Raw genomic sequence first — 23,487 nt, 5'->3', positions numbered from 1 at the left:
CGGATTCGCTGCGATCTCATGCCATTGTTCGCGTCACGATCTCGGCGCGCAGGGGGGCGAGCGCCTGTCCGATCGCGGTGATCGTCTCCCCCGGCACGCCGAGCCCCGCCAGCGTCACGACGAGGTGGTCGACCACCCGGTCGAAGTGGGCGTCGCTGATCGAGAGGCCGGCGTGCACCGCGGCCATGTCCCGGCCCCGGTAGAGCTCGGGACCGCCGACGGCCGCCGTGAGGAAGGCCCGCTGGTGCGCCTTCAGCCTGCTCATGTTCGTACCGGTGAAGTAAGGGGCCAGCTCCGGATCGGCCATCACCCGGATATAGAAGTCGTCGACCGCGACACTCACCGCGCCGGCACCGCCGATCGCATCGTAGATGCTCATCTAGAGGCCTCTCCGTCTTTTCTCATCCGGGGTCGAGAACACCCGTTGATACGTTGAAACTCCGGACGCATCTGCGTATCTTTGCCGGGGCGCCCTCATGAGAGCACACCGCACCCGGAAATCACAAGACCCCCACGGTCGCCGGTCCGCCCGACCGTCCGGCATGGTCGCCCGCCCCTGGAGGGATCATGGAAGCTCTGCCGCAGCGGCCCACGGAGATCGTCAGAGGGCTCGGGAGCGACCCCTCCCGGCGCTCGGGCATCCTGCAGTGGTTCGGGGTGGGGATCCTCGACCTGGGCAGACGCCTTCCGCCCGCCCCCGAGGCGCCGCTGACCGTCCGGGACCGTCACGACCCCCGGCGCGACGTCACCATCGAGGCCGGGGCGCGGAACGGCCTCCACCTGGAGACGCCGGGACTGCGCTTCCCCGCCGGCCGGGGCGCGCCCCTCGGCTTCACCGCCCTCGACGAGCAGAGGCTCCGCTCAGCCGGATGGCAGAGCCCGCCCGCCGAGGCGAGCGAACCCCGCTGGTGGGCCGAGCTCGAGGGCCCGCCCGACGTCGACTCCGTCGCCTGCGTGATCGGCGTGGCCCTGCACGAGGTCCAGTGCGTCGGCCGCGCGGCCGACCTCGAGTACCGCCCGGGCGATGCCCCGTGACCGGACCCCCTGCCGGGGCCCGGACGTCACAGATCGCCCAGGTCGTTCAGGACGTCCTCGAGGATGGCGAGGTCATAGCGCGCCGGTTCCTGGATCTGCTGCGGGACCTCCTGCACGAGCCGGAGGTTGAACAGGTCGCCCAGCAGCACCTTGACGATCGTCACGGGCAGGTCCACCTCGGACGCCATGAAGGCGACGGTGGCGGGCTCCCGGCACAGGGACCGCAGCCGGTGATGCTCACGGGCCAGCCGCATCACCGGTTCGACCGGGTTCCACGTGGCGACGAGAAGGGTCACCAGGTCGAGCCTGACCCCCGTCGCCCGGGTCCGCCCCCCGGTGAGCGAGTACAGCCGCGCCACAGGCCCGGCGTCCCTCCCCGTCACCTGCTCCCTCGGCCTGTCCACGGCCACCTGCCCGTTCTCCCTGCGCGCCCACGACTATGACGTGCGTCACACCATAGTCCGCTGCGAACGCCCCCCTTTCAACGCGATTCGCATTAATGGAACAAATCATCCCTCTGCTCCGGTGGGCTCGCCGGCACGGAGGGCCTCGAGGAACCAGGCCAGGGCGGGCCGGGGGTCCTCGGGCGGGGACCAGCCGTTCACGGTGGACAGGAGGGTGAGATACCGGGCGCGGCGGGGGTCGCCAGCGGCCGTCAGGTAGGCGGCGAGGCGCCGGCGGAGGGCCTCGTCGTCGGGGTGGGCGCGGAAGGCGGCGTAGGCGGTGGTGACCTCGGTGACGATCGTGGCCGCCCCCGGGGAGCCGGGCGGGAGCCCCGCGGCCAGCGCCGGGGGGACGAGCTCGGCGACCAGGGCGACGACGTGCTTTCTGGGCGGCCCCGCATGGCGGGCGTCGTCGTCGGCGTGGGTCGTGAACAGCGTGCGCAGGAGGGCGCGGAAGGACCGGTCCTGCGTGAGTTCGGCGAGCTCGATCCAGGCCTCGATCTGGGCGGAGTCCGGGTCGTCGGGGAGTTCGGGGGTCAGGGAGCGGCGGATGCCGTCGAAACGGAGGTCGGCGCCGGTGAAGGTCGTGTCGAGGAAGTCGGCGACGAGCTGGTGGCGTTCGGACTCGGTGAGCTTGGCGAACCGGTGCATGAGGGCGATCTCCTCGGGAGTGGAGCCGCGCCGGGCCGCCGCTGTCAGGACGGCGTGCCGCATCCGCAGCAGGCGCATCTGCACGGCCAGCGCGTCGGCGTGGGCCGCGGCGACCACGGCGAGGGGGACCTCGCGGTCCACGATGCGCCGGATCGTGGGCAGGTCGAGGTCCAGGTCGCGCAGGGTGCGGATGAGGCCGAGACGGGCGGCGGCGTCCGGGTCGTAGCGGCGGTGGCCGGCGGGACTGCGGTCGGTGGGCGGCACGATGCCCTCGTCGGAGTAGAACCGGATGGCCTTGACCGTGAGGCCGGTCATCCGGGCCAGATCCCCGATCGAGTAGAGCGTCGTGCCGTCCATGCCCCCAGCCTTCCCGCTCCCCTAGGGGGAGGCGCAAGCCCGCCCCCGCTCCCCCGGCACCGCATTCCGTATTCTCTTTGTTTGGTAATGAAAGGACAGAGGGGGACCCCCCTTTCCGGGGCCGCGCATATCTTTTGGTGACGGAAAGCAGGGGGGAAATCATGAAATTCGGTGCTTTGATGATGACGGGGGCGCTCGTCGCCGGTTCGGCTCTACTGGCCGTCGGCCCGCAGGCGTCGGCCTCGGCGGCTCCCGGACGGACCGACTGCCGCACCTATTCCAGCGTGACGACCTGCGGGCGGGTCGAGCTGACCGCCTCGCAGCAGAAGTGCGTCGCCCATTACACCTCGCTCGGCGTGACCGAGGCGCGGGCCACCACGGAGTGCCACGCCTTCAGCCGCTGAGCGGAAGCGGCTCGCGGCCCAGCGCCGACAGCAGCCCGGACATCGTCGCGGTCTCCTGTCGCTGCTCGGTGGCGATGATGACGGCGAAGGCCCGGACGTGCGGATCAGTGGCGTCCCTGGCGGCCGCGGCCGTCATGACGAGGCCGCCCTCGTGGTGGCGGATCATCAGCTGCAGGAAGTAGGCGTCGAGGTCGTCGCCCTCGAGCTCGCCGAGCCGGTTCATCTCGTCGACCGAGGCCAGGCCCGGCATGGCGCCGTCGTCCGCATCACTGTCGTCCGCACCACTGTCGTCCGCACCGCCGTGGCCCTGATGGCCGGACATCCAGGTCATGGCCGGGCCAGAAGAGACCTGCGGGGCGTCCCACAGGTTCAGCCAGCCCTGCATCTGCCCGATCTCCCGGATCTGGTTGAGCTCGACCCCGGTCGCGAGCTGGGCGACCGAGGGGCTGACCCGGCCGAGGACGGCCTGGGCCATCGTGACGGCCTGCTGATGATGGACGATCATGTCCTGGCTGAACCCGATGTCGACCGGACCCGCCGCGGGGAGGCGTTCCCGGTCGCGGGGCAGAGCCCCGGCCGCGGTCAGCAGGAGCGCGGCGACCGCGCCGATCACCGTGAACGCGACGGCCGAGAACACCCGTCCCGGCCGCCGGGGCGTCCATGTCATCGCGGGTGGACTCCGTTGGTGAAGCGCAGCAGCAGCGCGCCGTTGTCGTCGCAGGCCACCCAGAGACGGTCGCCGTCGAAGCGCGGCGGCGACATGCACCAGTCGGCGGTCATGTCGGTCTCGCCGGTGTAGAGCGGCTGCCCGTCGGGGGTGGCGTTGAGGATGTCGGAGAAGTAGCCCCCGAACGGGACGAACGCGTGCGCGGAGTTGACGAGCTTCGCGCGCCTGCCCGTCTGGGCCGGCGGATTGTAGTAGGCGATCTCGCGCGGCTTGCGCAGGTCCCGGATGTCGAACACCCGGATGCCGGACTGCGCCCATCCGCACGCCATCGTCGTGGGATCGGCGGTGCGGTCGAGCGTGCAGTAGTGGGAGTCGTAGCCGAAGATCCCGTTCCTGGCGAGGTCGGCGACCCTGGCCTTGACGTTCTCCGGCCGGTTGATCTCGAGCTTCAGCTTGCGGACGAGCCTGGGCCTGCGGTCGTCGGACAGGTCGAAGAAGCGCGCCCCGCCGGAGCCGAGTTCGTCGACGGCGACCATGTAGCGGCGGCCGCGGTCGGTGAAGGGCAGCGCGTACTGGCTGACGATGCCGTCGCGCCAGGTCGTCTCCGACACCCGCCGCAGCCGCGGATGGGCCTTGCGGCGCTGGATGTCGCTGGAGTCGAAGATGACGATCCCCGCGGGGATGCTGGAGCTGGCGACATAGACGCGGTTGCCGTCCGGGCTGACGTTCACGCCGTGGTTGACCATGCCGGTGAGGCCGTTGTAGACGACCTTCGGCTTGCGCGGATCGGTCATGTCCAGCGCGGCGATCGCACCGCCGAGCAGGCCGGTCGTCCAGTAGGTGCGGCCGTCGGGCGACCAGGACGCCTCGTGGCCGGGGAAGGCGCCCGGCATCGTGAGCTTGGTGCCCTTGACGCCGTTGAGCAGGCGCGGGTGGCGGCAGTCGGTCTTCACGTCGTACACCGAGACGAAGAACCCGCCGGTGGCGGCGCCGACGGACACCGCGGCCAGCAGCCCCCGGCCCGGGTGGACCTTGAGGGTCTCCCAGGTCCCGCCGAGCGTGGCGGGGCTGAGCAGGGAGTCCGACAGCCGGGGCTTGCGCGGGTCGGACATGTCGACCACGTTGACGCCCGGCCTCTTGGCCGTGACGGCGCTCGGCAGGATGGTGCCGAGGTACTGGCACTTGCCGTAGGAGGCGCCGATGGTGCCCTGGCCCTGCCCCTGATAGCGGGAGACGAGTTCGAGGTTGCACCGGTAGCCCTGGCGGCTGCGGCCGCTTCTGCGGTCGGCGAGCGGCACCTGGCCCTGCAGCCCGGTCTCGGCGGAGGAGCCCGGTCCGCACTTGGCCCGGGGGACGGCCGTGCTCACCCCCGCGGCGGCTCCGGCCGTCCCGGCTCCCGCGGCCGCCGGCGAGACCGCCGCCGCGATCGCCACTAGTGCGGCGCCGAACCTCACTCGGGTGCGCTGCCGCAAGTCGCGGCCGCCCGGTTCTCCAGCTCGCATCGCTGCTCCTCGACGCCACGTTTCCGGTGGGTAACTTTTCCCAAAGGCAACATAAGTGCTTCGTTACGACCCCACAAGACCTAGCCGGTCGGCTAGCAAAAAAGGTGGGGCTTGACGGAAAGGAAGCCGCCCGCTTCGATAAAACCGAATCGCGTTCTACTCATGGGGAGTGAAAAGTGGACGAGCTTGCGGAGTTCCAGGAACGGGCGCGTGCCTGGCTGTCGGAGCGGTCAGCCTCCTTCGAGACCGTCTCGGGAGTCGCGAAGGCCCGCGAGTTCATGGCCGAACTCCACGACGCGGGCTTCTCCGGCATCACCTGGCCGAAGGAGTACGGCGGGCAGGGGCTGGGCGTCGCCGAGGAACGCGCGTTCCACAAGGCCGCCGAGGGGCACTCCCTGCCGCTGGCCCCGTTCGGCATCGGCCTCGGCATGTGCGGGCCCACGCTGGTGTCGATCGGCACCGAGGAGCAGAAGCGGCGTTACGTGCGGCCCCTGCTGCGCGGCGAGGAGATCTGGTGCCAGATGTTCTCCGAGCCGGGCGCGGGCTCCGACGTCGCCTCGCTCCAGACCAAGGCCGTCCTGGACGGGGACGCCTGGGTCGTCAACGGGCAGAAGGTCTGGACGACCGGCGCCCAGTTCTGCGACTACGGACTGCTCGTGGCCCGCACCGATCCCGACGTCCCCAAGCACCGCGGCATCACGATGTTCGTCATCGACATGCACGACCCCGGGGTGACGGTCAGGCCGCTGCGCGACATGACCGGTCTCTCCCACTTCAACGAGATCTTCTTCGATGACGTCCGGGTGCCGCTGGACCAGGTCGTCGGCGAGGTCAACGGCGGCTGGCAGGCGGCGGTCACCACGCTCCTGCACGAACGCGTCTCGATCGGCACCGGACGCGCGGGCACCCAGCGCGCCGCGTCGTTCGAGGCCCTGGCCGAGCGGGCCCGCGCCGAGGGTCTCACCGGGGACCCCTCCGTCCGGGAGGGCCTGCTGGACCTCTACCTCCAGGAGCGGGCGTTCGACCTGTTCAACGCCCGGCTGAGCCAGGAGGCGAAGGCCGGTCTGCATCCCGGCGCGCGGGGCTCGATCAGCAAGCTCCTGCTGGCCCGGCTGACCCTCGACAGTGCCGCGGCCGCGGCCGACCTGCTGGGTCCCCTGGCCTACGACCCGCTCGAGGAGTCCTCCGGCGGGCTCGACGCCGAGGCCACGGCCCGCGCCCTGACCTGGGCGCCCGGCATGGCCCTCGGCGGCGGGACCAACGAGATCATGCGCAACATCATCGGCGAGCGCGTCCTGGGCCTGCCGCGCGAACCTCAGGTCGACAGGGAGATCCCCTTCCGCGACCTCAAAGTGGGCACCCAGAAGGAGACCGGCCGATGAACCTCCTGCGCACCTCCGAGCAGAACGATCTGGCTGACGCCGTCCGGGCGCTGCTGGCCGCCGACAGCCCGGCGAGCCGGGTCCGCGAGATCGCCGACGACCCCGGCACCGCCTTCGACCCCCGCCTGTGGGGACGCCTGTCGGGCGACCTCGGCGTGACCGGGCTGCTGGTCGCCGAGGAGCACGGCGGGGCGGGGGCGGGCCTCGGCGAGGTCGCCGTGGTCATGGAGGAGCTCGGTTCCTCCCTCGCACCGCTCCCCTACCTGGCCTCCGCGATCCTGTCGGCCGGCGCGATCGGACGGCTCTCCGGCCCCGAGACCGCCGCCCGGCTCCTTCCCGGGATCGCCGCCGGGACCACGGTCGCGACCCTGGCCCTGCCGTCGGCTCCGGCGCCGGCCGCCACCGCGACCGGGCTGCTGTCCGGGACGCTGCCGAACGTCGCCTTCGGCCTCCAGGCCGACCTGATCCTCGTGCCCGCGGTCCGTGACGGGGAGCCGCTGCTGTTCGCCGTCGAAGCCGGGGCACCCGGCCTGACCCGGACCCCGCTGACCGGCCTCGACCCGACGGCCTCGCAGGCCAGGGTGGTCCTGGACGGCACGCCCGGCACCCTCATCGGCCCGGCCGGCGACGCCCTCGCGCCCGTCCTGGATCTGGCGGCGGTCGCCCTGGCCGCCGAGCAGCTCGGGGTCATGCGCCGCTGCCTGACCGCGATCGTCGACTACGCCAAGATCCGGGTTCAGTTCGGCCGGTTCATCGGCTCCTTCCAGGGGGTCAAGCACCGGCTCGCGGACATGCACTGCACGCTGGAGCAGGCCGAGTCGATCGTCCGGTACGCGGCGTGGGCCGCCGACCACGATCCGGCGGAGCTCCCGGTCGCCGCCGCGCTCGCCCAGTCCTACGTCGGCCCGGCGGCGTTCGAGATCGCCCGCGACCATCTGCTGCTGCACGGCGGAATCGGTTTCACCTGGGAGCACGACGCCCACCTGTACTTCAAGCGCGCCAAGGCCGCCCAGCATCTGCTCGGCCCCACGCGCGTCCACCGGGCCCGGCTCGCCGCCGGGCTCGGCCTCGCCTGATTCCGGCGAACCGCAGGCAACCGGACCGGGGTCCCGGCACGAAGACAGGGAGGGAGCACCGCCGGGACCCGAGGAGACGAGCATGCCGACGCTCAGCCGCACCATCGACACCAGGACCGCCACCGCGACGGTCGCCGGATTCCTGACCGACTTCACCACGGCCGAACAGTGGGATCCGGGGACGGTAAGCTGCCGTAGGATCGGCCCCACCGACACTCCGGTGACGGTGGGGACCCGCTTCGAGAACGTCTCCTCCTTCCGCGGCCGCGAGACCTCGCTCTGCTACGAGGTCGTCGAGCTGCGGCCGGGGACGGGCATCCGGCTCGTCGGGGAGAACAAGACCGTCACCTCCGTCGACGACATCCGTTTCCGCCCGCACCGGGGCGGCACCCGGGTGGAGTACCAGGTCGAGTTCAGGTTCAAGGGCCTAGCGCGGCTCGCGGTCCCGTTCCTCAAAGGTTCCCTCACCGATCTCGCGGACAAGGGCGCGGCCCGGATGAAGACCGTCCTGGACGGCCTGGCGCCCTGAGAGGGTGGCCGTTCCCGGCGTCAGGAGGTAGGACGGAGGGCAGGATCCCGCCACAACGACGGAGGACACAGATGACCACTCACCCGCCCATGAAGGTCCGTGTCTCCTCGGCGTGCCCCTCCTGCGGCACCCGTCACGTGATCGATCTGGAGGAGCTGCCGCCGCCCCGCGCGGCCGGTATGTACAACGCCGCGCGGACCCCCGCCAAACCGGGCACGCGCGAGGCCTGGCGCTACCGCTGCACGAACTGCGGCCAGAGCGGCAGCGCCCAGCCCCCCGACGCCCCGCTGACCGAGCTGATGGGCATGCCGGTCGGCGCCTGCGGCCACAGCGCCCTGACCGCCCACTCCCCCGGCGAGGGCCACGACGCCACGGTCTGCCCCGGCTGCTGCCCCCTCTGCCAGTCCGCCAGGGACGCCGCCCGCTCCCGCGGCTGAGCGTCTAGGGGATCACCGGGAGGGTGATGAAGGAGGGGCGGGCGGAGTCGTGGAAGAGGGTCTGCTCGGCGGGTTCGAGGCAGGGGTGCAGGTCGAAGCGGGGATGGTTGGAGCCGGCGATTTCGACGCGGATGCGGTGGCCGGCCGGGAAGAGCTGGCTCGTGGCGACGAGGTCGACCTCGTGGACGTGGTCGGCCGCGGGTGAGCGGAGGATGCCGTCGATGACGCTCATCTCGCGGCCGTCGGGCCACACGTCGACGAGCTTGACCGTCCAGTCGGCGCCCGCGGCCGTGGTCGTGCCGTGCAGGGTGGCGGAGACCGGGCCCGTGACCTCGACGTCGTGCTCGAGCGGGGCGGTGGTGAAGGTGACGACGCCCGGGTGGGGACCGTTCGCGCGCTGGTCGCGGGGGCCGACGTTGCGCGGGTCCGGGGTGAGGAGCGGGCCGCCGTGGGTCGGGACCGGCCGGTCCGGGTCGTGGGGGAAGCGGGTGGGCGCGGCGTCCGCGGTCGGGGCTTCGCGCGACAGCAGGCCGTCCGGGTGCAGGTGGAAGCGCTGCCGCTCGGCGCGGGCCGGGGGCCAGGCCTCCTCGTCGCGCCACACGTTCGCGCCCATGACGAAGATCCGGACGGGCGGCCCCGCGTCGGGACGTCCGGCGAGCCGGCCGATCTGGATCTCCTCCAGCATCGCCATCTGAGCGGACGCGGCGGCGCCGAACAGGAGCTCTCCCGCGGAGACGTCCTGGGTGAGGTGGGTCCACGGGCCGATGACGAGGCCTCCGCCGGGGATCCGCCGGTAATTCTCCAGGGTCCCCTTGAGGAACACGTCGAACCAGCCGGCGGTGTGCAGCACGGATGCGGTGATCCGATCGTGCGGGAGCGACTCGGCGAGCTCCCGCCAGTAGGCGTCGCGTTCGGGGTGGTCCACCCACTCGCGCCAGAAGGGGAACGCCCCGGCGACCCGTGCGTCGCGGAGCGGCGGGACCTCGGCGGCCGCGGCGCCGTCGGCCAGGAGCGGAAACTGCGCCCCGATGAGCTCGTAGGCCGAAGCGTCGCCCTGTCCGGCGGCGTGGACGGCGCCGAGCAGCCCCTGCAGAGCGCTCCAGTAGTGAGCGGAGGCCAGGGCGAGCGCGCCGCCGTGGTAGGTCAGGCCGTCGTAGAAGTCATGCGGGGTCATGGTCGCGGCCACGGCCTTGACCTGACCGGGCCGTGCGGCGGCCACCTGCAGGGCGCATCCGGCGAGATAGGAGACGCCGGTGGCGGCGACCTCGCCGTTCGACCAGGGCTGGGCGGTGATCCAGTCGACGGTGTCGGCCCCGTCGGGGCCCTCGTGCACCCAGGGCGCGAAGGTCCCGTCGCTGTCTCCGCGGCCCCGGCAGTGCTGGAACATCACGGCGAGGCCCGCGTCGAGCATCGGCATGATCGGCAGGGAGCGCGCGGTGCGTTCCCCGTAGGGGGAGCGGACCAGCACGGTGCGGTGGGTGGCGTCGTCGTCGGGGCGGTAGAGGTCGGCGCGCAGGACCGTGCCGTCGCGCATGGTGACCGGCTGGCCGTGGACGGTGGTCACGCGGAGGGGGGTGCGGCTCATGCGGGCTCCTCAGCTCAGGGTGTAGGCGTCGTAGACGACGGCGGAGGCCTCGCGGCGGCCGGTGGCGACGGCCACCGTCCTGCCAAGCCAGGCGTAGCCGGGGTGGGCGGTCTCGAAGGTCAGGACGAGCCGGAAGTAGTAGTCGCCGGGGTCGACGTCCTCGCCGCGGGCGAGCCGTTCCATGACCTCCTCGGGGCCGTGCCGGTGGCCCCTGGTCTGGAGGTAGATGAGGGCTCCGTCCTCGGTGCGCAGGGTGTAGCGGGTGTCGATGCTCGCGGCTCCGTCGTCGTGGACGACCTGCCAGTCGGCCCCTCCGGGCAGAACGGTCCCGGTCAGCCGGGGACCGTCGAAGGAGCCGCCGGTGATGCCGATGACCTTCCGCTCTCCCCACGGGGTGCGGCCGAGGGCGAGGACGGGGTCGAGCGTGACCCGGAAGGTCGCGAGGCGTTCCAGGGCGGGCGCCGGGCGGACGGTCCAGGAGGGCCGCTCGCTGAGCGCGGCGGGGTCGAATCCGGCGAGGCGCTTGTAGCGCAGGGAGATCTCCTCGCGTTCGGCGCGCGGGATGACCCGTTCGATGTCGTCGAAGCCGTGCGGGGCCCGTTCCCCGGCGAGGGCCAGGACGGTCTCGGGGCCGAGGCCGCGGTTGGCGTGGACGATCGCGGCGGTGGCCTCGCGGCGTTCTTCCTCGTAGGCCTGCGGGCCTCCGCCGGTGGCGAGGGCGTGGGCGAGGACCCGGGCGTCGATGATCGCCTGGGAGGCGCCGTTGGATCCCACGGGGTACATCGGGTGGGCGGCGTCGCCGAGGAGGGTGACGCGGCCCCGGGTCCAGCGGGGCAGCGGGTCGCGGTCGACCATCGGGTACTCGTAGACGTCTTTCGCCGCGGCGATGAGGCCCGGGGCGTCGAGCCAGCCGAGGTCCCAGTCGGCGAAGCGGGCGGCGACCTCGGCGGGATCGGCCGCGCGGTTCCAGTCGCCGGTGGCCTCGGCCCCCTCGGTGGGCTGTTCGGCGATCCAGTTGAGCAGGACACGGCCGTCGGCGTCCGGGGCGGAGATCGGATAGGCGACGAACTTGCGGGTGCCGTCGCCGGACATGACCATGCTCCGGCCGGTCAGGAACGGGGCGGCCCTGGTCGTGCCGCGCCACAGGGTGAGCCCGTTCCACAGCGGCGGGCCCTCGCCCGGGTGCAGGGCCGCGCGGATCGACGAGCGGATGCCGTCTGCGCCCACCAGCAGGTCGGCGTCGTGGTCGAGGGAGGTGACCGGGCTCGCGCACCGCACCGCCCCGGGACCGAGCCGTTCCCGGACGGCCTCGAGGAGCAGCATCTGCAGGAGGCCCCGGTGCACCGCGTACTGCGGCCAGCGGTATCCGGCGGCCGTGCCGCGCGGCTCACGGGAGATCACCTGGCCGAGCCCGTTGGCGTAGAGGAGCTCGGTGACGGGGACGGCGATGGCGGCGATCCGGTCGGCGAGGCCGAGCTCGGTGAGCTCGCGGACGGCGTGCGGCAGGAGGTTGATGCCGACGCCCAGCGGCTTCAGCTCGGGGACGGCCTCGTCGACGACGACGTCGGTGATCCCGGCGGCGTGGAGGCTCAGCGCGGTGGTGAGGCCGCCGATCCCGGCTCCTGCGATGATGATCCGCATCCCTGCTCCCGCACGGTCACTTGTTATGGCCGTAACAATATGGGGCAGAACGACCCGGGGGCGCAATGGAGAAGTACGAGGAGATGGCCCGGCGGGGGCTGCCCGAGCGGGTTCCCGGCGCCGACGTCGAGACGTTCTCGCTGGCCTACAACCTGCTGCACGCCGCCTATCTGATGATCAACGATCTGGAGTCGGCGATCCACCGGCCGCGTGGGCTGACGCTGCCGGGATTCCGGCTGATGTTCAAGCTCTGGCTGCTGGGCCCGACGATGCCGGCCAGGCTGGCGGAGCTGTCGGTGATGAGCCGTTCGGCCGTGACCAACGCGGTGAACACCCTGGAGCGTGAGGGCTTCGCCGAGCGCCGCAGATCGGCGACCGACGGCCGGGCGATCACCATCGCCCTCACCGCGAAGGGCGAGACGGCCGTCGCCGAGGCCTTCGCCCACCAGGCGGTCCGCGAGCAGCAGTGGTTCGCGGGCCTGTCCCTCTCCGACCGCAGGGCGCTCACCGAGATGCTCCGCGGGATCGTCGCCGCCCGCCCGCCCGACTGAGACGGGCTTCGGCAACGGGCTTCGGCGACCGAGCCGCGACGGGGCCGTCGCGGCTCGGATCCGGCTCAGCCGGTGGCGTACAGGGCCGCTCCGGCGATCCCGGCGTTGTTGTGCATCGCCGCGGCGACGATCGGCGCCCGCAGGCGTTCGAGCAGGGGCAGGAACTTCTCGCTCTTCTTGCTGACCCCGCCGCCGATGATGATCAGCTGGGGCGAGAACAGCGCCTCGAGGGTGCGGAAGTACTCGCTCAGCCGGTCGGCCCACTCCTCCCAGCTCAGGTCATGGGACTCGCGCACCAGTTCCGAGGCGCGCTTCTCGGCCTCCTTGCCGCGGATCTCCAGATGGCCGAGCTCGGTGTTGGGGACCAGGACGCCGTCGATGAACAGCGCGCTCCCGATGCCGGTGCCGAGCGTGGTCATGATGACCAGCCCCTGGACGTCCCGGCCGACGCCGTAACGCATCTCGGCCAGGCCCGCGGCGTCGGCGTCGTTGCAGACGCGGACCTCGCGGCCGAGGGCCTCCCCGAACAGCTCCTGCGCGTCGACCCCCAGCCAGGACGGGTCGACGTTCGCGGCGCTGTGCACCACCCCGCCGATCACCACCCCGGGAAAGGTGACGCCCACCGGGCCGCTCTCCCCGAAGTGGGAGGCGACCTCGGCCACCACCTTCGCGACGGCGCGGGGGGCGGCGGGCCGTGGGGTCGGGAGCTTGAGCCGCTCCTCGACCAGTTCTCCTGTGGCCGGGTCCACCGGTGCGCCCTTGATTCCGGTGCCGCCGACATCGATTCCGAGTACACGCATGCTCCGCCTATTACCCGCTCAACGAAGATCGCTACCTCAGCGATCGATACGAGCCGTCCGGTGCGGCCAGGGATTGGGGCGGCAGCCGTACAGCGACTTGGTCTGCTGGACCATCACGGGGGCGGGCGCGCCGCGCCGCGGGCAGGTGGTGTGGCCGTGGCCGAGTCCGTGCCCGACCTCGTGGCTGATGACGTACTCGCGGTAGGTGGCCAGGTCGCGGCCGTAGCTCGGCGCCCCGCTCCCCCACCGGTCGGCGTTGATCACGGCCCGGCCGTGCTGCCAGCACGACAGGCTCAGCCCGACGTCGAGGGGGAGGCAGCGGGAGCGGGCCAGGGCGGGGCTGCTGAGCGAGACGCGGATCTCGACGGGCCCGCGGGCGACCCGCTGGAAGCGTTCGCCCCAGCCGCGCGGGTCGGTCAGGGTCGCGTGGACCGCCGCGGCGAACTCCTCGGGATCGAACGGCAGGCCGCGCTCGACCTCGACGAGGTAGCGGACGGTCCGGCCGGGGCCGCGCGGGGCCGGGTCACCGCCGGGAACGGTCCGGTAGCGGCCGGAGGCCGACTCGGGCGCCCGCACGACGGGCGGCTGGCGGCGCCCGTTGACGGTGCGGACGCGCTGGGTTCTGGTGGGCTCGGGCACCACGGCCGGCGCCCGGACGGCCGGTGATCCGGCGGCGACGGGCCTCGGCTCGGTGGGACGGATCGCGATCCATCCCAGGACGGCGGCGACGGCCGCACCTCCCGCGACGGCGACCGCCGAACCTCTGCTGACCTGCATGTCCGCTCCCCCGATCGGATGCCCTGTGGCGAGTTGATCTTAGCGGTGGTGACGGTGAGTGAGGACGGCCAGCGTGATACCTTTTGTCGATTTATGTCATAACTGGCGGGGAGTTCTTGGTGTCCGTGCGAACCAGTGGCCTGGTGCGAGATCCGGCCACCTGGCTGGTCTATCTGCAGATGTCGACGTTCGCCACGATGCTCTACGGACTGAGCGCCGCCCTTCCGCTGCTCCGCATCGAGCAGGACACCTCGCAGGCCGTCGCGGGGCTGCACGGGACGGCCCTGGCGATCGGCGGGGTGGCCTGCGGCCTGAGCCTGCCCTCGCTGGCCCGCCGGTACGGCCGCCGCAGGGTCACCTGGACCGGGCTCGCGGTCATGGACCTCGCCGTGCTCACGATCATCGCCTGGCCCGTCCTCCCGGTGACCCTGGCGGGATTCACCGTCGCCAGCTACGCCGGATCCCTGGCCCTCTACTCGGGGATGGCCGCGCTCACCGACCACCACAGCGAGTCCGCGGGGCGCTCGGCGATCAGTGAGGCCAACGCCGTCGCGGTCGCGGTCGGGATCGGCGCGACCTTCCTGCTGAGCGTCCTGGCCGGGACGTCCGCGAGCTGGCGGGCCGCGATGCTCGTGACCCCGCTGATGACCGTCGTGGTGGCCGCCGCGCTGGGCCGGCACTGGGTGAAGGACGTGCCCATGCCCGAGCGCCCCTCCGGCGCCCGCGTCCCCTTCGGCCCGCGCTTCCAGCTCGCCGGGGCCGTGCTGTTCTGCGCCGCCGCGGTGGAGTTCTGCTTCAACCTGTGGGGCGCGAAGCTCTTCGCCGACCAGGCCGGGCTGTCGCCCGCGACGGCCGCGACCGGGCTGACCGCCTTCACCGCGGGCGTCGCCGCCGGCCGGGTCGCGGGGGCCCGGCTGTCGCTGCGCTACCCCCCGGCCCCGCTGCTCGTCGGGGCGATGGCGCTGACGGGGGCGGGCTGGCTCCTGTTCTGGCTGGCGACCACCCCGCTGCTGGGCTATCTCGGCCTGATCGTCTCCGGGCTGGGGGTGTCGGTCCACTTCCCGATGTGCGTGGCGCTGCTGCACGCGACCTCGGGCAACCGGCCGGACGAGGCGGGCGCCCGAGCGTCCCTGTACGCCGGGCTCGGGGTCGGCATCGGGCCCTTCGCCCTCGGCGCCCTCGCCGACGCCTCCGGCAGCCACCGCGCCTTCCTCGTGGTCCCCCTGCTGATCGTGCTGGCGATCGGCGGGATCCTCCTGCAGCGCAGGCTCCCCTCCCCGGACGCCTGAGACCGGACCCAGGGTCTAGGGGCTGTTTCAAAGTCAACTGCCCTACTGCGCGGCGCCCAGGCACGCACCTCGCGAGGTTGTCGTCGGTCGCCGACTGACGTTGGCCAGTCTGTGCCAGTCGAGGCCCGTCTGAGGGTATCGCTCTGACCTGCAAGGACGCTGCTCGGTGAATCGGTGTTCGTCGAGACTCGTAGGGCGACGGTTGCCTGTGTTGGCTCCCCCTCATGGCTCCCACTAGCAGGAGCCATGAGGGGGAATCCGCCCGTACCAGGGCGGAGTGAGCAAACGCCCGCCTACGATGGCTTGAACAGGGCTTTTCCTCTCGCCCCGGAAGGGTTCGGGTCATGGCAGTTGAGTCTCTCGGAGAGCGCATCCAAACCGTCCGCAAGAGGCGGGGACTAACCCAGAAAGAACTTGCGTCCCTATCAGGCGTCTCGATTTCTCTGCTCCGGAAGCTAGAGCAGAACGAGCGAGGAGACACCCGCGTCGAGACCCTGCGAAAGCTGGCCGTTGCCCTTCGAGTACCGACGTCTGAGTTGATCGTCCGTGAGGGACATGAGAAGTCCAAGGTTGATGTCATGGGCCGATGGACGTCCGTGCATAACGCCCTGCTCGGTCGGCATGCGTCAACGTCGGAAGAACTCCCGACAACCACGGGCCTTGGGGCCGCTGTGGAAGCCGCTGAGCCGCTCTTCACTGAGAACAGGTACAGCGAGCTTGGCGCCGTGCTCCCTGCCCTACTTCGCGATGCTGACGCGCTCGGCGTAGAGGGCAGGCACGTTCGTACTAGAGCGTTGCACCTTGCTGGATTGCTGCTCGTCCAAGTGCGGCAGTTCGAAGCGGCTGACATGGCCCTGAACCGAGCACTAGACGATGCACCGGAACGACTGGATGCCGCTGCGGCAATCAACACGCGATGCTGGCTTCTCGTGCGGCAAGGACAAATCCAGCAGTCGTTGGATCTCGCCTCTCGCTGGGCTGACGAGATTGAGCCCCGGTTCTCGCGCGCGACGATGGCGGAGCTTGCTACATGGGGCGGCCTCATGTTGCGTGTCTCGACTGCTGCTGTACGAAACAACCAACCGGGAGACGCAGAAGACGCCCTGAAACTGGCTGCTGCTGCCAGTGCGGGTCTGGGGCGCGAGTTCGCGCCCCCATCGGATTTCGTGCGGACCTTCGGTCCGATCAAGGTGGCGATGCGCAGAGCAGAGAACGCCATGGTTGAAGACAGGCCAGACCGTGTCCTTACGCTCGCACAGCAGATACCTGCGAGTGAGTTCCGGTCGAAAGCAAGCAGCGTCCACCGGCACCGCTTGGACGTTGCCAAAGCCCATACGCGCCTCCGCCAGTACGGAGATGCTTTCGACGTCCTGTCCGATATCAGGAGAAACGCCCCTGAGTGGATCGAGAACCAGCGAGGGGCGCATGATGTCCTTGGGACGATCATTAGCCGTCGCCGTACGCTGACACCCGAGATGCGGAGCTTGGCAGACTCGATTCACTTGGAGTACTGACCAGGGCTGATAGCTCTCTGGGGTACTTCTGAGAGTCTCTCCGCGAGAGTGCCAATGACAAGGTAGCCGGTACCAATTACCTTCAAAGCCATGGCGACGCATACCCGCTAGCGGGCAATCAAGAGCGTTAAGCACTCATGTCGCGGTCACAGCGAAGTGAGTTCACCCTTTCGCGCCCTTTGGCTGGTACTGCGTGAACGCTTTCCGCGATTCGAGAGAGCGTGACGCGGTCAAGGCGACCCTGGGCCGGTGCGCTAACACCGGGCCTCCCAGGGTCTGACCCGAACGGAGATCGGGCTATGGAAGATCCTAAGGCATGGGCGGGCAGGTGGCTGCTGTGAGGGAACCCACAGGCGCCATCGACACGAACCGTATGGACCTGGCTGCCGTCGGTACTGCGGCGAAGCTCGCTCGGGTGTTCGCGAAACACACTGCCAAAAAGTGGCAGCTAAGCACAGCCACGTGCGAAATGGCCGAGTTCGTGATCAGCGAGCTATGCGGCAATGCCATTAAAGCTACCGGCACTATCGCGACTGTCGGTCCGCGAGATGAGCCAACCCAGATAATCAACCTGCGCTTGGCGCTGCTTAAGACGCGGTCGATAATGATCGAGGTCGAAGATGCCGACCTAGCTACCCCGAAAATTCAAGACGGGCTCGAAGAACTCGCCGAGGGCGGGAGAGGCCTATTTATCGTTCAAGCCCTATCCAAGCAATGGGGGTTCTATCACACCGTCAATGGTCGCAAGGTCGTCTGGGCGGAGATCGAGGCGATAAGGGCGAATTCACCTGGGGAGGTCCGGTGAATCCCGATTCAGCGGCGACCGATGACGAATGGCTCATAGGTGGGTACATCTACTCGCCTCGTGCTGCGGCAGAAAGCGTCAACGTGTCCGCGAGAATTCTTAGGGAACTGGCTCGCGATGGCTTGATCCGCCATGTCGTCGTCAATGGTCACTATCTGCTAAATGCTTACGATGTCACGTTGCTGATGAGACTGACGCTGGATCATGGAATTTCGGCACGTGAACTGCGTCCGACTCTAACGATGCGAGCAAAAGCAGGCCAAAGACAAGTTGACGTGAAGAGCGAAGGGGCCTGAGCGGATCTAACCGACCAGACCTCTTCGCGTTTCAGGCGTTGACCGCGCCGCCGTTTCCTCGTAGATGCGCATAGACCGAAATTGCGAGATCGAGAACGAGGATACCTTCATGGTGAGGCTTCCGGAAGGTTGTGGGGTGAAGCCCGAGTCTGCGAGCGGCCGACCGTCTTCGGGATTCGAGACTTGTGTGGGTGGGGCTGGAAAGCTCGAAGAGGATACGGAGCGCCTCAGCGCGCTCTGAGGGCATTGCGGAGATGCCAGAGCGAATGGCCTGCTCGGCATCGTAGGCCCGGCCGTGTAGGGCCGTATCAGCGCCGGGAACGAGCAGGTCCACCAATTCGGGCGCGTAGGTGGCGAGGACGGAAGCGCGTGCGCCATGCGTCATGACTTTGCGCAGATGATCATGGATCAGGGCGGGGTCAGGAAATTCGGCAGGCACTTTCACATTCACCTGAATGTCTCGGTGAAGGTCGGACCGGTGGGATCAGTGTTCGTTTCGTTGAATTGCTCCATCCACTCCTCGGTATGCGCCTCAATCCGGCGCCAGATCTCATCGGGGACCAGCGTGAGCAGGGTTGCGCGCACAGCCCAGGATCCGTGCATGCCCGACAGGCTCAGACGGTGGTAGCGCTGGCGGCCGTGGCCGCGCAGGGCCCACCATCCGTGCTGGTCGGACGTCTGCCACTCAGCGCGCGTCTGGTCCTCTCGCAGGGCGCCCGTTTGCAGGGACGTCTGGGCGAGGTCCCCCCGCATGTCTTCGGTGATCTCGGCGTGGAAGAGATAGGGCTTGCCGGGGTGCCCCGGCCGGTGGCCGATCAGGTAGCTGATCCGGACCGGCCCGCAAGCACCCACGGAGACAGCCCAGGTCGCGGGCACCTCTGGACCGGCGGCGGCATACTGCGCGCCCCCTGACAGACTCCAGTCTTCGGGCACGCTCCGCAGCAGCTCGTCTGGACTCATGTGATGCTCCCTCGTGTTCTCCGTGGTTCCTGTGTGGTTGATCGTTAGCATGCTCCTGAGTCAGGGCGGTGTGAAGGGGCTCAGTGTGATTTCCCTGTGGTCCGCCCCTGGGTTCTGCGCTAGGGTCGGCGGTGATCGAGTGCTAAACCGCAGGTCACGGGCGTGACGGCTAGGAGAGGAGGTGGCCGTGTCCGGCCATGACGAGAGCCTTGACGGTCCCGCATTGGGCGTGCATCCCCGCAAGGTGATTGAGCCGGAACCATTCCGGCATCCGCAAAGACGGGGATCTTTGGTGCCCGAATTGACCGTCCATCTCATGCGTGAGATTGCGCGCGGTGTGTACCTTCCCGGTCGGCCTTTGCCAAGTGTCCGTGAGCTGAGTAAGCCGCATTTGGGGAGTGTCTCCGACACGGTGGCGCGAAAAGCGCTGACTGCTTTGGTGGAACGGGGAGTGGCGATCTCCAAGCCCGGTGTGGGCTACTTCGTCAAAGACGGAGCCCTCGCCATCATCAACGACATTCTTGAAACGCAGCTTGAATACTCCGATGCCGAGCCGCTGGGCGGTCCTTCGACGCTGGCGCGTTTCCCCGGCGGTCCTGCGGCGCCCCGGACGTTGCAATTCGTGCCGATCGCCTCCGACGCTGCTACGCGCTTGGTCCTGGCTACCCTCACGGTGCGCTCTGAGATGCCCTCTCCGGACGTGGCGGCGGCATTGTCTCTGTCCGATCCGCGTATGTCCGTGATAGCGCGGCATCGCCTGTTCCAGGACCCGGCGGGAGTGCCCGTCTGCCTGAGGTCGTCTTTCCTTCCGGCTTCCCTGGCTGAACGGACGCTCCTGGGATCGCCCCAAGAGGTTCCGGGCGCGTGGCAGGACGCTCTTTCTCGATGTCTCATGCGGCCGGTGGGCTCCCACCGCACCACGATCCTTGGGCGTGCTGCTGAGGAATGGGAGTGGCTGGCGCTCATGCTCACTCCGCACACGATGGTGATACAGCGCGACACCATCACCTATGATGCGACAGGAATGCCTTTGGATTTCACCAAATCGACGTGGCCAGCCTCGGGCGTGCGTCTGTATTTGGAGCACTGAGCTAGTGGCTCGTCACGCAGCCTTGCTGGGGAATTCTCTGGGTGGAGCGGCTCGGTTCCGTCCATGCTGCAAAAAGAAGACCGGCGGCACCTGGTGCCGCCGGTCAATTCGCTCTGAGAATACAGCGTTACTATCAGTCAAGACACAAATGAATTTAAGGCGCGAAGCGACCCGCTGCCGGACTCAGCTCCTATGTCCCGGGAAGCGGAAACGGTCCGCTGGGGAAATTCCATTTAGCTCCCGATTTTAGGTGACAGTTTTAGTTGCGACCTTTCTTAGAAGGCCGCGGTGCGGAGGCGTCAACCTCAGGGGCTGAAGCCTTCCACTTGACTGAAAGCCCGATCATGCGGAAGTGGATTTCGCCTTCGGTAACGCGGTTGCGGGTTGCGACAGCAACAAGCAAGCTGGCGCATAGGAGCGCCGCAACTACGATCCCGAACAAGACTAGTCCACCACCTTGCCCGATCGTGCCCAGGTATTCCAAGACACGATCGGTTGGCATGATTAAGGCTCCCTACCCTCGTTTCCCACAGGAATCACCCGGTTCTCTTGAGGCGGGTCGGGACGGAGGTCCCGGATCACAGAGTACGGAAATAACAAGATCGACGGTAGTGACCGGCACCGTTGTAGGTAACCGAGGATGGTCACCTGTTGGCTGGAAAGGATCACCGCCGTCCCCAAACGCACGCAGGCGGAACGAATAGCCAGCCGAGATCTTTTAGACAAGCCGGAAGGTCAACGCAACCGAGCTGCCGGACGTAGACGAGTATGCGAGCAGACCCGCCGGTGGTGGCGGACATGGACCGAGGATCCCGCACGAACGCCTCGGGCTTACGCGCACGACCACCTCCCAAAACGGGTCCGGGATGAGCCTGACGCTCTAACTCGCCAAGATCAATTACCCGGCAAGATCCGGTTACGAGCCACTAGCATTACTCACGCGATTCGCGGGCGGTAAGAGAGTGATACGCGTTCGGGAAGCGGACGATTTCGCTCGAAAATTGCGGGCTCTTTGTGGATTGAATCGCGAGCGGGGACCGGCTGACTCTGGGTGTGCATCATCCGGCACGCCGAGAGGAACGCTCATGGCTCGCTACGTCTACCGGCGTAATTGGTTCGGCCGCATACTGCTGGTCCTCGTCTCCATTCCCCTGATCGCCTTCTTCGGCCGTCAGGTCTACTACTGGCTGCTGCCGTTGCTGCCCGTCGTGGCGGCCGTGACCATCTTCATGGTGTTGTGGTGGGTGGCCTTCCGGCGGCGCTACTAGCAGCCGGAACGATTCCCGATGGAATACGGGCCCGCCGTGTGGGTGCTATCCGTGAGCGCCTTCTGCGCCATGGCCGTTATCATCGCGCGATTGCTGGATGCTCGCGCATGGCGTCGTTCTCTCGTCGCCTTCCGGATCCGCGTACCCCGAGACCTTTCGCCCGAACAAGTACAGGCAGCGTTCAACGGCCTGCGAGGGTTTGCCAAACGCCGCCCTCTGGTCTTTGAAACACACGGCACGCATCGCGGAATCACGCATGTTCTGCTCGTTCCTAGAAAGCATTCGAGCGGAGTAGTGTCATTTCTATCGACCATTGTGGCCGGCCTCCGATTGCAGCACATCCCCGATTATTCATTCGAATTGGGCGGAATCAGGGCTGCGGCGGAATTGAAGTCCGTCAAGCCACTTTTCCCGCTAGCTGACTCTCGGGGATTTGTCGCGGTCGCCGGTCTGCTGTCATCGCTCTATCCGATGAACACCGGAGAGCACATCCGGATCGTGTGGACGGTGACCGCAGGGCGGAACCTGCGACCCCTGTCCGACGACGCCCCTACCGCGCTGCGGACAGCAGCGGGCCGTAAGCAGTCCTCGCCCCTGTGGGAGGCCTGTGGCCGTGTCGTGGTGACCGCACGGCACACCGGTCGGGCGCGGCTGCTCCTGGGGCAAGTGCTGGCAGCAATCGACGTCCTGAGCGGTCCTGAGAGCGCGCTGAGGACCCGCTTCCTTCCCTCGCGGGTCGTTGCCTGGCGGGCACGGCGCTGGCGCCTTCCGGTGGCTCTGTGGCCCGCTGTTCTCAACGCGGCCGAGCTCGGCGCCGTGACGGCATGGCCTCTTGCCGGAATCGCGGTGCCCGGCCTTCCGTCGGGAAGCTCCCGGCAATTGCCCGCACCGTTCGGAATGCGTGGCGGTATTCAGGTCGGCAAGTCCAATCACCCGACGATGGAAGGCCGCGCGCTCACCCTGGCTCCTGATGACCGGCTGCGGCACGTCCTCATTCAAGGACCTACCGGGGCGGGGAAATCCGAACTGGTCGCCTCCCTGGCGCTTCAAGACATTCGAGCAGGGCGGGGCGCGATCGTGATCGACCCCAAGAACGACTTGATTTCCTCGATCCTCACACGCATCCCCGAATCCCGGCTTGACGACGTGATCCTGATGGACGCCTCCGCAATCGCCAACCCGGTCGGCTTCAATCTCCTGGGCACGAAAGGAATGAGCGAGCACGGTAAAGAACTGGTCGTGGATCGTATCGTGGACACTTTCCGCGACTTGTGGGCATCGTCGTGGGGGCCCCGGACCGCCGACGTTCTCCGTAATTGCCTGCTCACTCTGACACACGCCAAAGCTGTGGACGGTTCAGCGTTCACTCTGGCAGAGATTCCAGAACTGCTCACCAACGACGAATTTCGGCGAAGCGTGGTGCGGCGGTCGCGGATACCCGATGCGGTGCGGTCGTTCTGGATCGCTTATGAGCAGATGAGCACGGCAGAGCGGCAGCAAGTCATCGGGCCCGCCATGAACAAACTCCGAGCCTTCACCACTAGAACAGCGCTGCGGCTGATCCTCGGGCAGAGCGAGGGCATCAATATCGGCGAGGTGTTCCGCAAGAGAAAGATACTGCTCGTCCCGCTTTCCCAAGGCGTCATAGGCGCGGAAGCGGCACATCTGCTGGGCTCTTTGCTCGTCGCTTTCATCTGGCAGGAAACCCTTTCCCGGACAGCTGTTGAAAGCAACCGCCGGCAAACCATTTTTGCTTATCTCGACGAATTCCAAGAATTCATCCGCTTCGGTGGCGACATCAACGAAATGCTTGCACAGGCAAGAGGCCTTGGTTTGGGCCTTCACCTGTCTTACCAGTACCTCGACCAACTGTCGCCGAAAATCCTTGCCGCAGTCCTGGGAACCGTACGAACTCAGATCGTCTTTCAGCTCGAATACAAGGACGCCGAGACCCTTTCAAAAAGGTTCTCGCCCGATCTGGGAAGAGATGACCTGACCGGTCTCGGCGCCTTCGAATTCGCGATGCGCCCCTGTGTCAATTCGCGCACGGCTTCCCCTGTGACCGGATACACCCTGCCACTCCCCGAGACCGATATCACCTACCGGCAGAGAGCCACGCCCCTTCTCCGCGAATCCGGGATTCCTCGCCTTGAGGTGGAAGAGCGACGACGTGAAAGGCTCCGCATTTCCACCGGAACTGACTCCATCGGCCGGTCCTCCGGCGGAGAGGAATGGAAACGCTATGACGGCTGAGCCCTGGGGTGTTCCGGAGGGTGGCGCGAGAGATGTTTCTCTCCTCCCTCTCATCCCCACCCCTGCCCTCCCCGTTCCCCCTGGTCACCGTACCCATGCGAGGCGCCGCGCCTGCGGAATGTCTTACGCCCCCGGCGGGTCCACCCGGCGGACGCTCTTCGCCTAACGGCTCTTA

The 23,487-nt window shown here is 68.5% G+C and carries 25 protein-coding genes; 14 read left to right on the top strand and 11 right to left on the bottom strand.

All coding sequences use genetic code 11. From position 1 onward, the window contains the following. Positions 1-16 precede the first annotated feature (16 nt). Positions 17-379: a group I truncated hemoglobin gene (locus ABD785_RS35015; protein ID WP_344837212.1), complete on the bottom strand. Its 363-nt coding sequence runs from the start codon at positions 377-379 to the stop codon at positions 17-19. Between the two features lie 188 nt (positions 380-567). Here ABD785_RS35015 and ABD785_RS35010 point away from each other — a divergent pair, with 188 nt between their 5' ends. After that, a complete protein-coding gene (locus ABD785_RS35010) occupies positions 568-1,035 on the top strand; it encodes a TY-Chap domain-containing protein (protein ID WP_344837210.1) in 468 nt (155 codons plus the stop codon). 26 nt (positions 1,036-1,061) lie between these two features. On the opposite strand, the gene ABD785_RS35005 is transcribed toward ABD785_RS35010, so the two are convergent. Both ABD785_RS35005 and ABD785_RS35000 read right to left on the bottom strand, forming a co-directional pair. After that, positions 1,062-1,445, bottom strand: a complete 384-nt coding sequence (locus ABD785_RS35005) for a DUF742 domain-containing protein (protein ID WP_344837207.1) — start codon at positions 1,443-1,445, stop codon at positions 1,062-1,064. 99 nt (positions 1,446-1,544) lie between these two features. Then, a complete protein-coding gene (locus ABD785_RS35000; RefSeq protein WP_344837204.1) occupies positions 1,545-2,486 on the bottom strand; it encodes a MerR family transcriptional regulator in 942 nt (313 codons plus the stop codon). 161 nt (positions 2,487-2,647) lie between these two features. Here ABD785_RS35000 and ABD785_RS34995 point away from each other — a divergent pair, with 161 nt between their 5' ends. Further along, positions 2,648-2,890 carry a hypothetical protein gene (locus tag ABD785_RS34995; protein ID WP_344837202.1) on the top strand — a complete coding sequence of 81 codons (243 nt, stop codon included), beginning with the start codon at positions 2,648-2,650 and terminating at the stop codon, positions 2,888-2,890. On the opposite strand, the gene ABD785_RS34990 is transcribed toward ABD785_RS34995, so the two are convergent. Both ABD785_RS34990 and ABD785_RS34985 read right to left on the bottom strand, forming a co-directional pair. Then, positions 2,880-3,557 carry a DUF305 domain-containing protein gene (locus tag ABD785_RS34990; protein WP_344837199.1) on the bottom strand — a complete coding sequence of 226 codons (678 nt, stop codon included), beginning with the start codon at positions 3,555-3,557 and terminating at the stop codon, positions 2,880-2,882. The two genes, ABD785_RS34995 and ABD785_RS34990, sit on opposite strands and share 11 nt — an antisense overlap. Then, positions 3,554-5,059, bottom strand: a complete 1,506-nt coding sequence (locus ABD785_RS34985; protein WP_344837197.1) for an LVIVD repeat-containing protein — start codon at positions 5,057-5,059, stop codon at positions 3,554-3,556. Before ABD785_RS34985 ends, ABD785_RS34990 begins: the two co-directional genes overlap by 4 nt. Before the next feature lie 176 nt (positions 5,060-5,235). On the opposite strand from ABD785_RS34985, the gene ABD785_RS34980 reads away from it, so the two are divergent. The 4 genes from ABD785_RS34980 (at position 5,236) to ABD785_RS34965 (ending at position 8,483) form a co-directional block, all read left to right on the top strand. Continuing rightward, complete coding sequence (locus tag ABD785_RS34980; RefSeq protein WP_344837194.1) at positions 5,236-6,441, top strand: acyl-CoA dehydrogenase family protein; 1,206 nt, start codon at positions 5,236-5,238, stop codon at positions 6,439-6,441. Next, positions 6,438-7,517, top strand: coding sequence for an acyl-CoA dehydrogenase family protein (locus ABD785_RS34975; protein WP_344837191.1), 1,080 nt, complete (start codon positions 6,438-6,440; stop codon positions 7,515-7,517). Before ABD785_RS34980 ends, ABD785_RS34975 begins: the two co-directional genes overlap by 4 nt. 82 nt (positions 7,518-7,599) lie before the next feature. Further along, complete coding sequence (locus tag ABD785_RS34970; protein WP_344837189.1) at positions 7,600-8,046, top strand: SRPBCC family protein; 447 nt, start codon at positions 7,600-7,602, stop codon at positions 8,044-8,046. 71 nt (positions 8,047-8,117) lie between these two features. After that, complete coding sequence (locus tag ABD785_RS34965; RefSeq protein ID WP_344837186.1) at positions 8,118-8,483, top strand: hypothetical protein; 366 nt, start codon at positions 8,118-8,120, stop codon at positions 8,481-8,483. A gap of 4 nt (positions 8,484-8,487) precedes the next feature. On the opposite strand, the gene ABD785_RS34960 is transcribed toward ABD785_RS34965, so the two are convergent. Together ABD785_RS34960 and ABD785_RS34955 are read right to left on the bottom strand one after the other, a co-directional pair. Next, entirely contained in the window at positions 8,488-10,068 is a 1,581-nt protein-coding gene (locus ABD785_RS34960) for a CocE/NonD family hydrolase (protein ID WP_344837183.1), read from the bottom strand. A gap of 9 nt (positions 10,069-10,077) precedes the next feature. Continuing rightward, on the bottom strand, positions 10,078-11,709 hold the full coding sequence (locus tag ABD785_RS34955) for a DUF3237 family protein (protein ID WP_344837180.1): 1,632 nt from the start codon (positions 11,707-11,709) through the stop codon (positions 10,078-10,080). 65 nt (positions 11,710-11,774) lie between these two features. Between ABD785_RS34955 and ABD785_RS34950 the strand changes: the two genes are divergently transcribed. After that, positions 11,775-12,260, top strand: a complete 486-nt coding sequence (locus ABD785_RS34950) for a MarR family winged helix-turn-helix transcriptional regulator (protein ID WP_344837177.1) — start codon at positions 11,775-11,777, stop codon at positions 12,258-12,260. 65 nt (positions 12,261-12,325) lie between these two features. Here the strand turns inward: ABD785_RS34950 and ppgK are convergent, their stop codons facing one another. Continuing rightward, positions 12,326-13,060, bottom strand: coding sequence for a polyphosphate--glucose phosphotransferase (ppgK, locus tag ABD785_RS34945; protein WP_344837174.1), 735 nt, complete (start codon positions 13,058-13,060; stop codon positions 12,326-12,328). A 36-nt stretch (positions 13,061-13,096) separates the two neighbouring features. Beyond that, positions 13,097-13,837 (bottom strand): DUF3152 domain-containing protein, encoded by a 741-nt coding sequence (locus ABD785_RS34940; RefSeq protein ID WP_344837171.1) that lies wholly within the window; start codon positions 13,835-13,837, stop codon positions 13,097-13,099. Between the two features lie 125 nt (positions 13,838-13,962). Here ABD785_RS34940 and ABD785_RS34935 point away from each other — a divergent pair, with 125 nt between their 5' ends. The 4 genes from ABD785_RS34935 to ABD785_RS34920 all read left to right on the top strand — a co-directional run bounded on the left by ABD785_RS34935 (position 13,963) and on the right by ABD785_RS34920 (position 17,741). Beyond that, positions 13,963-15,126, top strand: a complete 1,164-nt coding sequence (locus ABD785_RS34935; protein ID WP_344837168.1) for an MFS transporter — start codon at positions 13,963-13,965, stop codon at positions 15,124-15,126. A 344-nt stretch (positions 15,127-15,470) separates the two neighbouring features. Further along, positions 15,471-16,640, top strand: a complete 1,170-nt coding sequence (locus ABD785_RS34930; protein WP_344837165.1) for a helix-turn-helix domain-containing protein — start codon at positions 15,471-15,473, stop codon at positions 16,638-16,640. Between the two features lie 316 nt (positions 16,641-16,956). After that, positions 16,957-17,445 carry an ATP-binding protein gene (locus ABD785_RS34925; protein ID WP_344837163.1) on the top strand — a complete coding sequence of 163 codons (489 nt, stop codon included), beginning with the start codon at positions 16,957-16,959 and terminating at the stop codon, positions 17,443-17,445. Further along, positions 17,442-17,741, top strand: coding sequence for a MerR family transcriptional regulator (locus tag ABD785_RS34920; protein ID WP_344837160.1), 300 nt, complete (start codon positions 17,442-17,444; stop codon positions 17,739-17,741). Before ABD785_RS34925 ends, ABD785_RS34920 begins: the two co-directional genes overlap by 4 nt. A 31-nt stretch (positions 17,742-17,772) precedes the next feature. Here the strand turns inward: ABD785_RS34920 and ABD785_RS34915 are convergent, their stop codons facing one another. Next, positions 17,773-18,186 (bottom strand): hypothetical protein, encoded by a 414-nt coding sequence (locus ABD785_RS34915; protein ID WP_344837158.1) that lies wholly within the window; start codon positions 18,184-18,186, stop codon positions 17,773-17,775. A 2-nt stretch (positions 18,187-18,188) separates the two neighbouring features. Further along, on the bottom strand, positions 18,189-18,701 hold the full coding sequence (locus ABD785_RS34910; protein WP_344837156.1) for a hypothetical protein: 513 nt from the start codon (positions 18,699-18,701) through the stop codon (positions 18,189-18,191). Positions 18,702-18,888: 187 nt separating this feature from the next. Between ABD785_RS34910 and ABD785_RS34905 the strand changes: the two genes are divergently transcribed. From ABD785_RS34905 to ABD785_RS34895, 3 genes are all read left to right on the top strand, one after another. Then, positions 18,889-19,791 carry a GntR family transcriptional regulator gene (locus ABD785_RS34905; protein WP_344837153.1) on the top strand — a complete coding sequence of 301 codons (903 nt, stop codon included), beginning with the start codon at positions 18,889-18,891 and terminating at the stop codon, positions 19,789-19,791. Between the two features lie 1,085 nt (positions 19,792-20,876). Continuing rightward, positions 20,877-21,059, top strand: a complete 183-nt coding sequence (locus ABD785_RS34900; protein ID WP_344837150.1) for a hypothetical protein — start codon at positions 20,877-20,879, stop codon at positions 21,057-21,059. A gap of 51 nt (positions 21,060-21,110) precedes the next feature. Next, complete coding sequence (locus ABD785_RS34895) at positions 21,111-23,312, top strand: type IV secretory system conjugative DNA transfer family protein (protein ID WP_344837147.1); 2,202 nt, start codon at positions 21,111-21,113, stop codon at positions 23,310-23,312. Positions 23,313-23,487: the final 175 nt, after the last annotated feature.

This window comes from Actinocorallia longicatena (genome assembly GCF_039534125.1).
GTDB lineage: Bacteria > Actinomycetota > Actinomycetes > Streptosporangiales > Streptosporangiaceae > Actinocorallia > Actinocorallia longicatena.
Note: the sequence above shows the minus strand (reverse complement) of the source record. Positions and strands in the feature narration are given on the sequence as shown.

Coding starts and splice junctions, on each gene's coding strand:
- ppgK (WP_344837174.1), bottom strand. CDS start 13,060: ATGCGTGTACTCGGAATCGATGTCGGCGGCACCGGAATCAAGGGCGCA.
- ABD785_RS34990 (WP_344837199.1), bottom strand. CDS start 3,557: ATGACATGGACGCCCCGGCGGCCGGGACGGGTGTTCTCGGCCGTCGCG.
- ABD785_RS34965 (WP_344837186.1), top strand. CDS start 8,118: ATGACCACTCACCCGCCCATGAAGGTCCGTGTCTCCTCGGCGTGCCCC.
- ABD785_RS35010 (WP_344837210.1), top strand. CDS start 568: ATGGAAGCTCTGCCGCAGCGGCCCACGGAGATCGTCAGAGGGCTCGGG.
- ABD785_RS35015 (WP_344837212.1), bottom strand. CDS start 379: ATGAGCATCTACGATGCGATCGGCGGTGCCGGCGCGGTGAGTGTCGCG.
- ABD785_RS34900 (WP_344837150.1), top strand. CDS start 20,877: ATGGCTCGCTACGTCTACCGGCGTAATTGGTTCGGCCGCATACTGCTG.
- ABD785_RS34960 (WP_344837183.1), bottom strand. CDS start 10,068: ATGAGCCGCACCCCCCTCCGCGTGACCACCGTCCACGGCCAGCCGGTC.
- ABD785_RS34970 (WP_344837189.1), top strand. CDS start 7,600: ATGCCGACGCTCAGCCGCACCATCGACACCAGGACCGCCACCGCGACG.
- ABD785_RS34910 (WP_344837156.1), bottom strand. CDS start 18,701: ATGAGTCCAGACGAGCTGCTGCGGAGCGTGCCCGAAGACTGGAGTCTG.
- ABD785_RS34925 (WP_344837163.1), top strand. CDS start 16,957: ATGGGCGGGCAGGTGGCTGCTGTGAGGGAACCCACAGGCGCCATCGAC.
- ABD785_RS34950 (WP_344837177.1), top strand. CDS start 11,775: ATGGAGAAGTACGAGGAGATGGCCCGGCGGGGGCTGCCCGAGCGGGTT.
- ABD785_RS34955 (WP_344837180.1), bottom strand. CDS start 11,709: ATGCGGATCATCATCGCAGGAGCCGGGATCGGCGGCCTCACCACCGCG.
- ABD785_RS35000 (WP_344837204.1), bottom strand. CDS start 2,486: ATGGACGGCACGACGCTCTACTCGATCGGGGATCTGGCCCGGATGACC.
- ABD785_RS34930 (WP_344837165.1), top strand. CDS start 15,471: ATGGCAGTTGAGTCTCTCGGAGAGCGCATCCAAACCGTCCGCAAGAGG.
- ABD785_RS34975 (WP_344837191.1), top strand. CDS start 6,438: ATGAACCTCCTGCGCACCTCCGAGCAGAACGATCTGGCTGACGCCGTC.
- ABD785_RS34985 (WP_344837197.1), bottom strand. CDS start 5,059: ATGCGAGCTGGAGAACCGGGCGGCCGCGACTTGCGGCAGCGCACCCGA.
- ABD785_RS34940 (WP_344837171.1), bottom strand. CDS start 13,837: ATGCAGGTCAGCAGAGGTTCGGCGGTCGCCGTCGCGGGAGGTGCGGCC.
- ABD785_RS34995 (WP_344837202.1), top strand. CDS start 2,648: ATGAAATTCGGTGCTTTGATGATGACGGGGGCGCTCGTCGCCGGTTCG.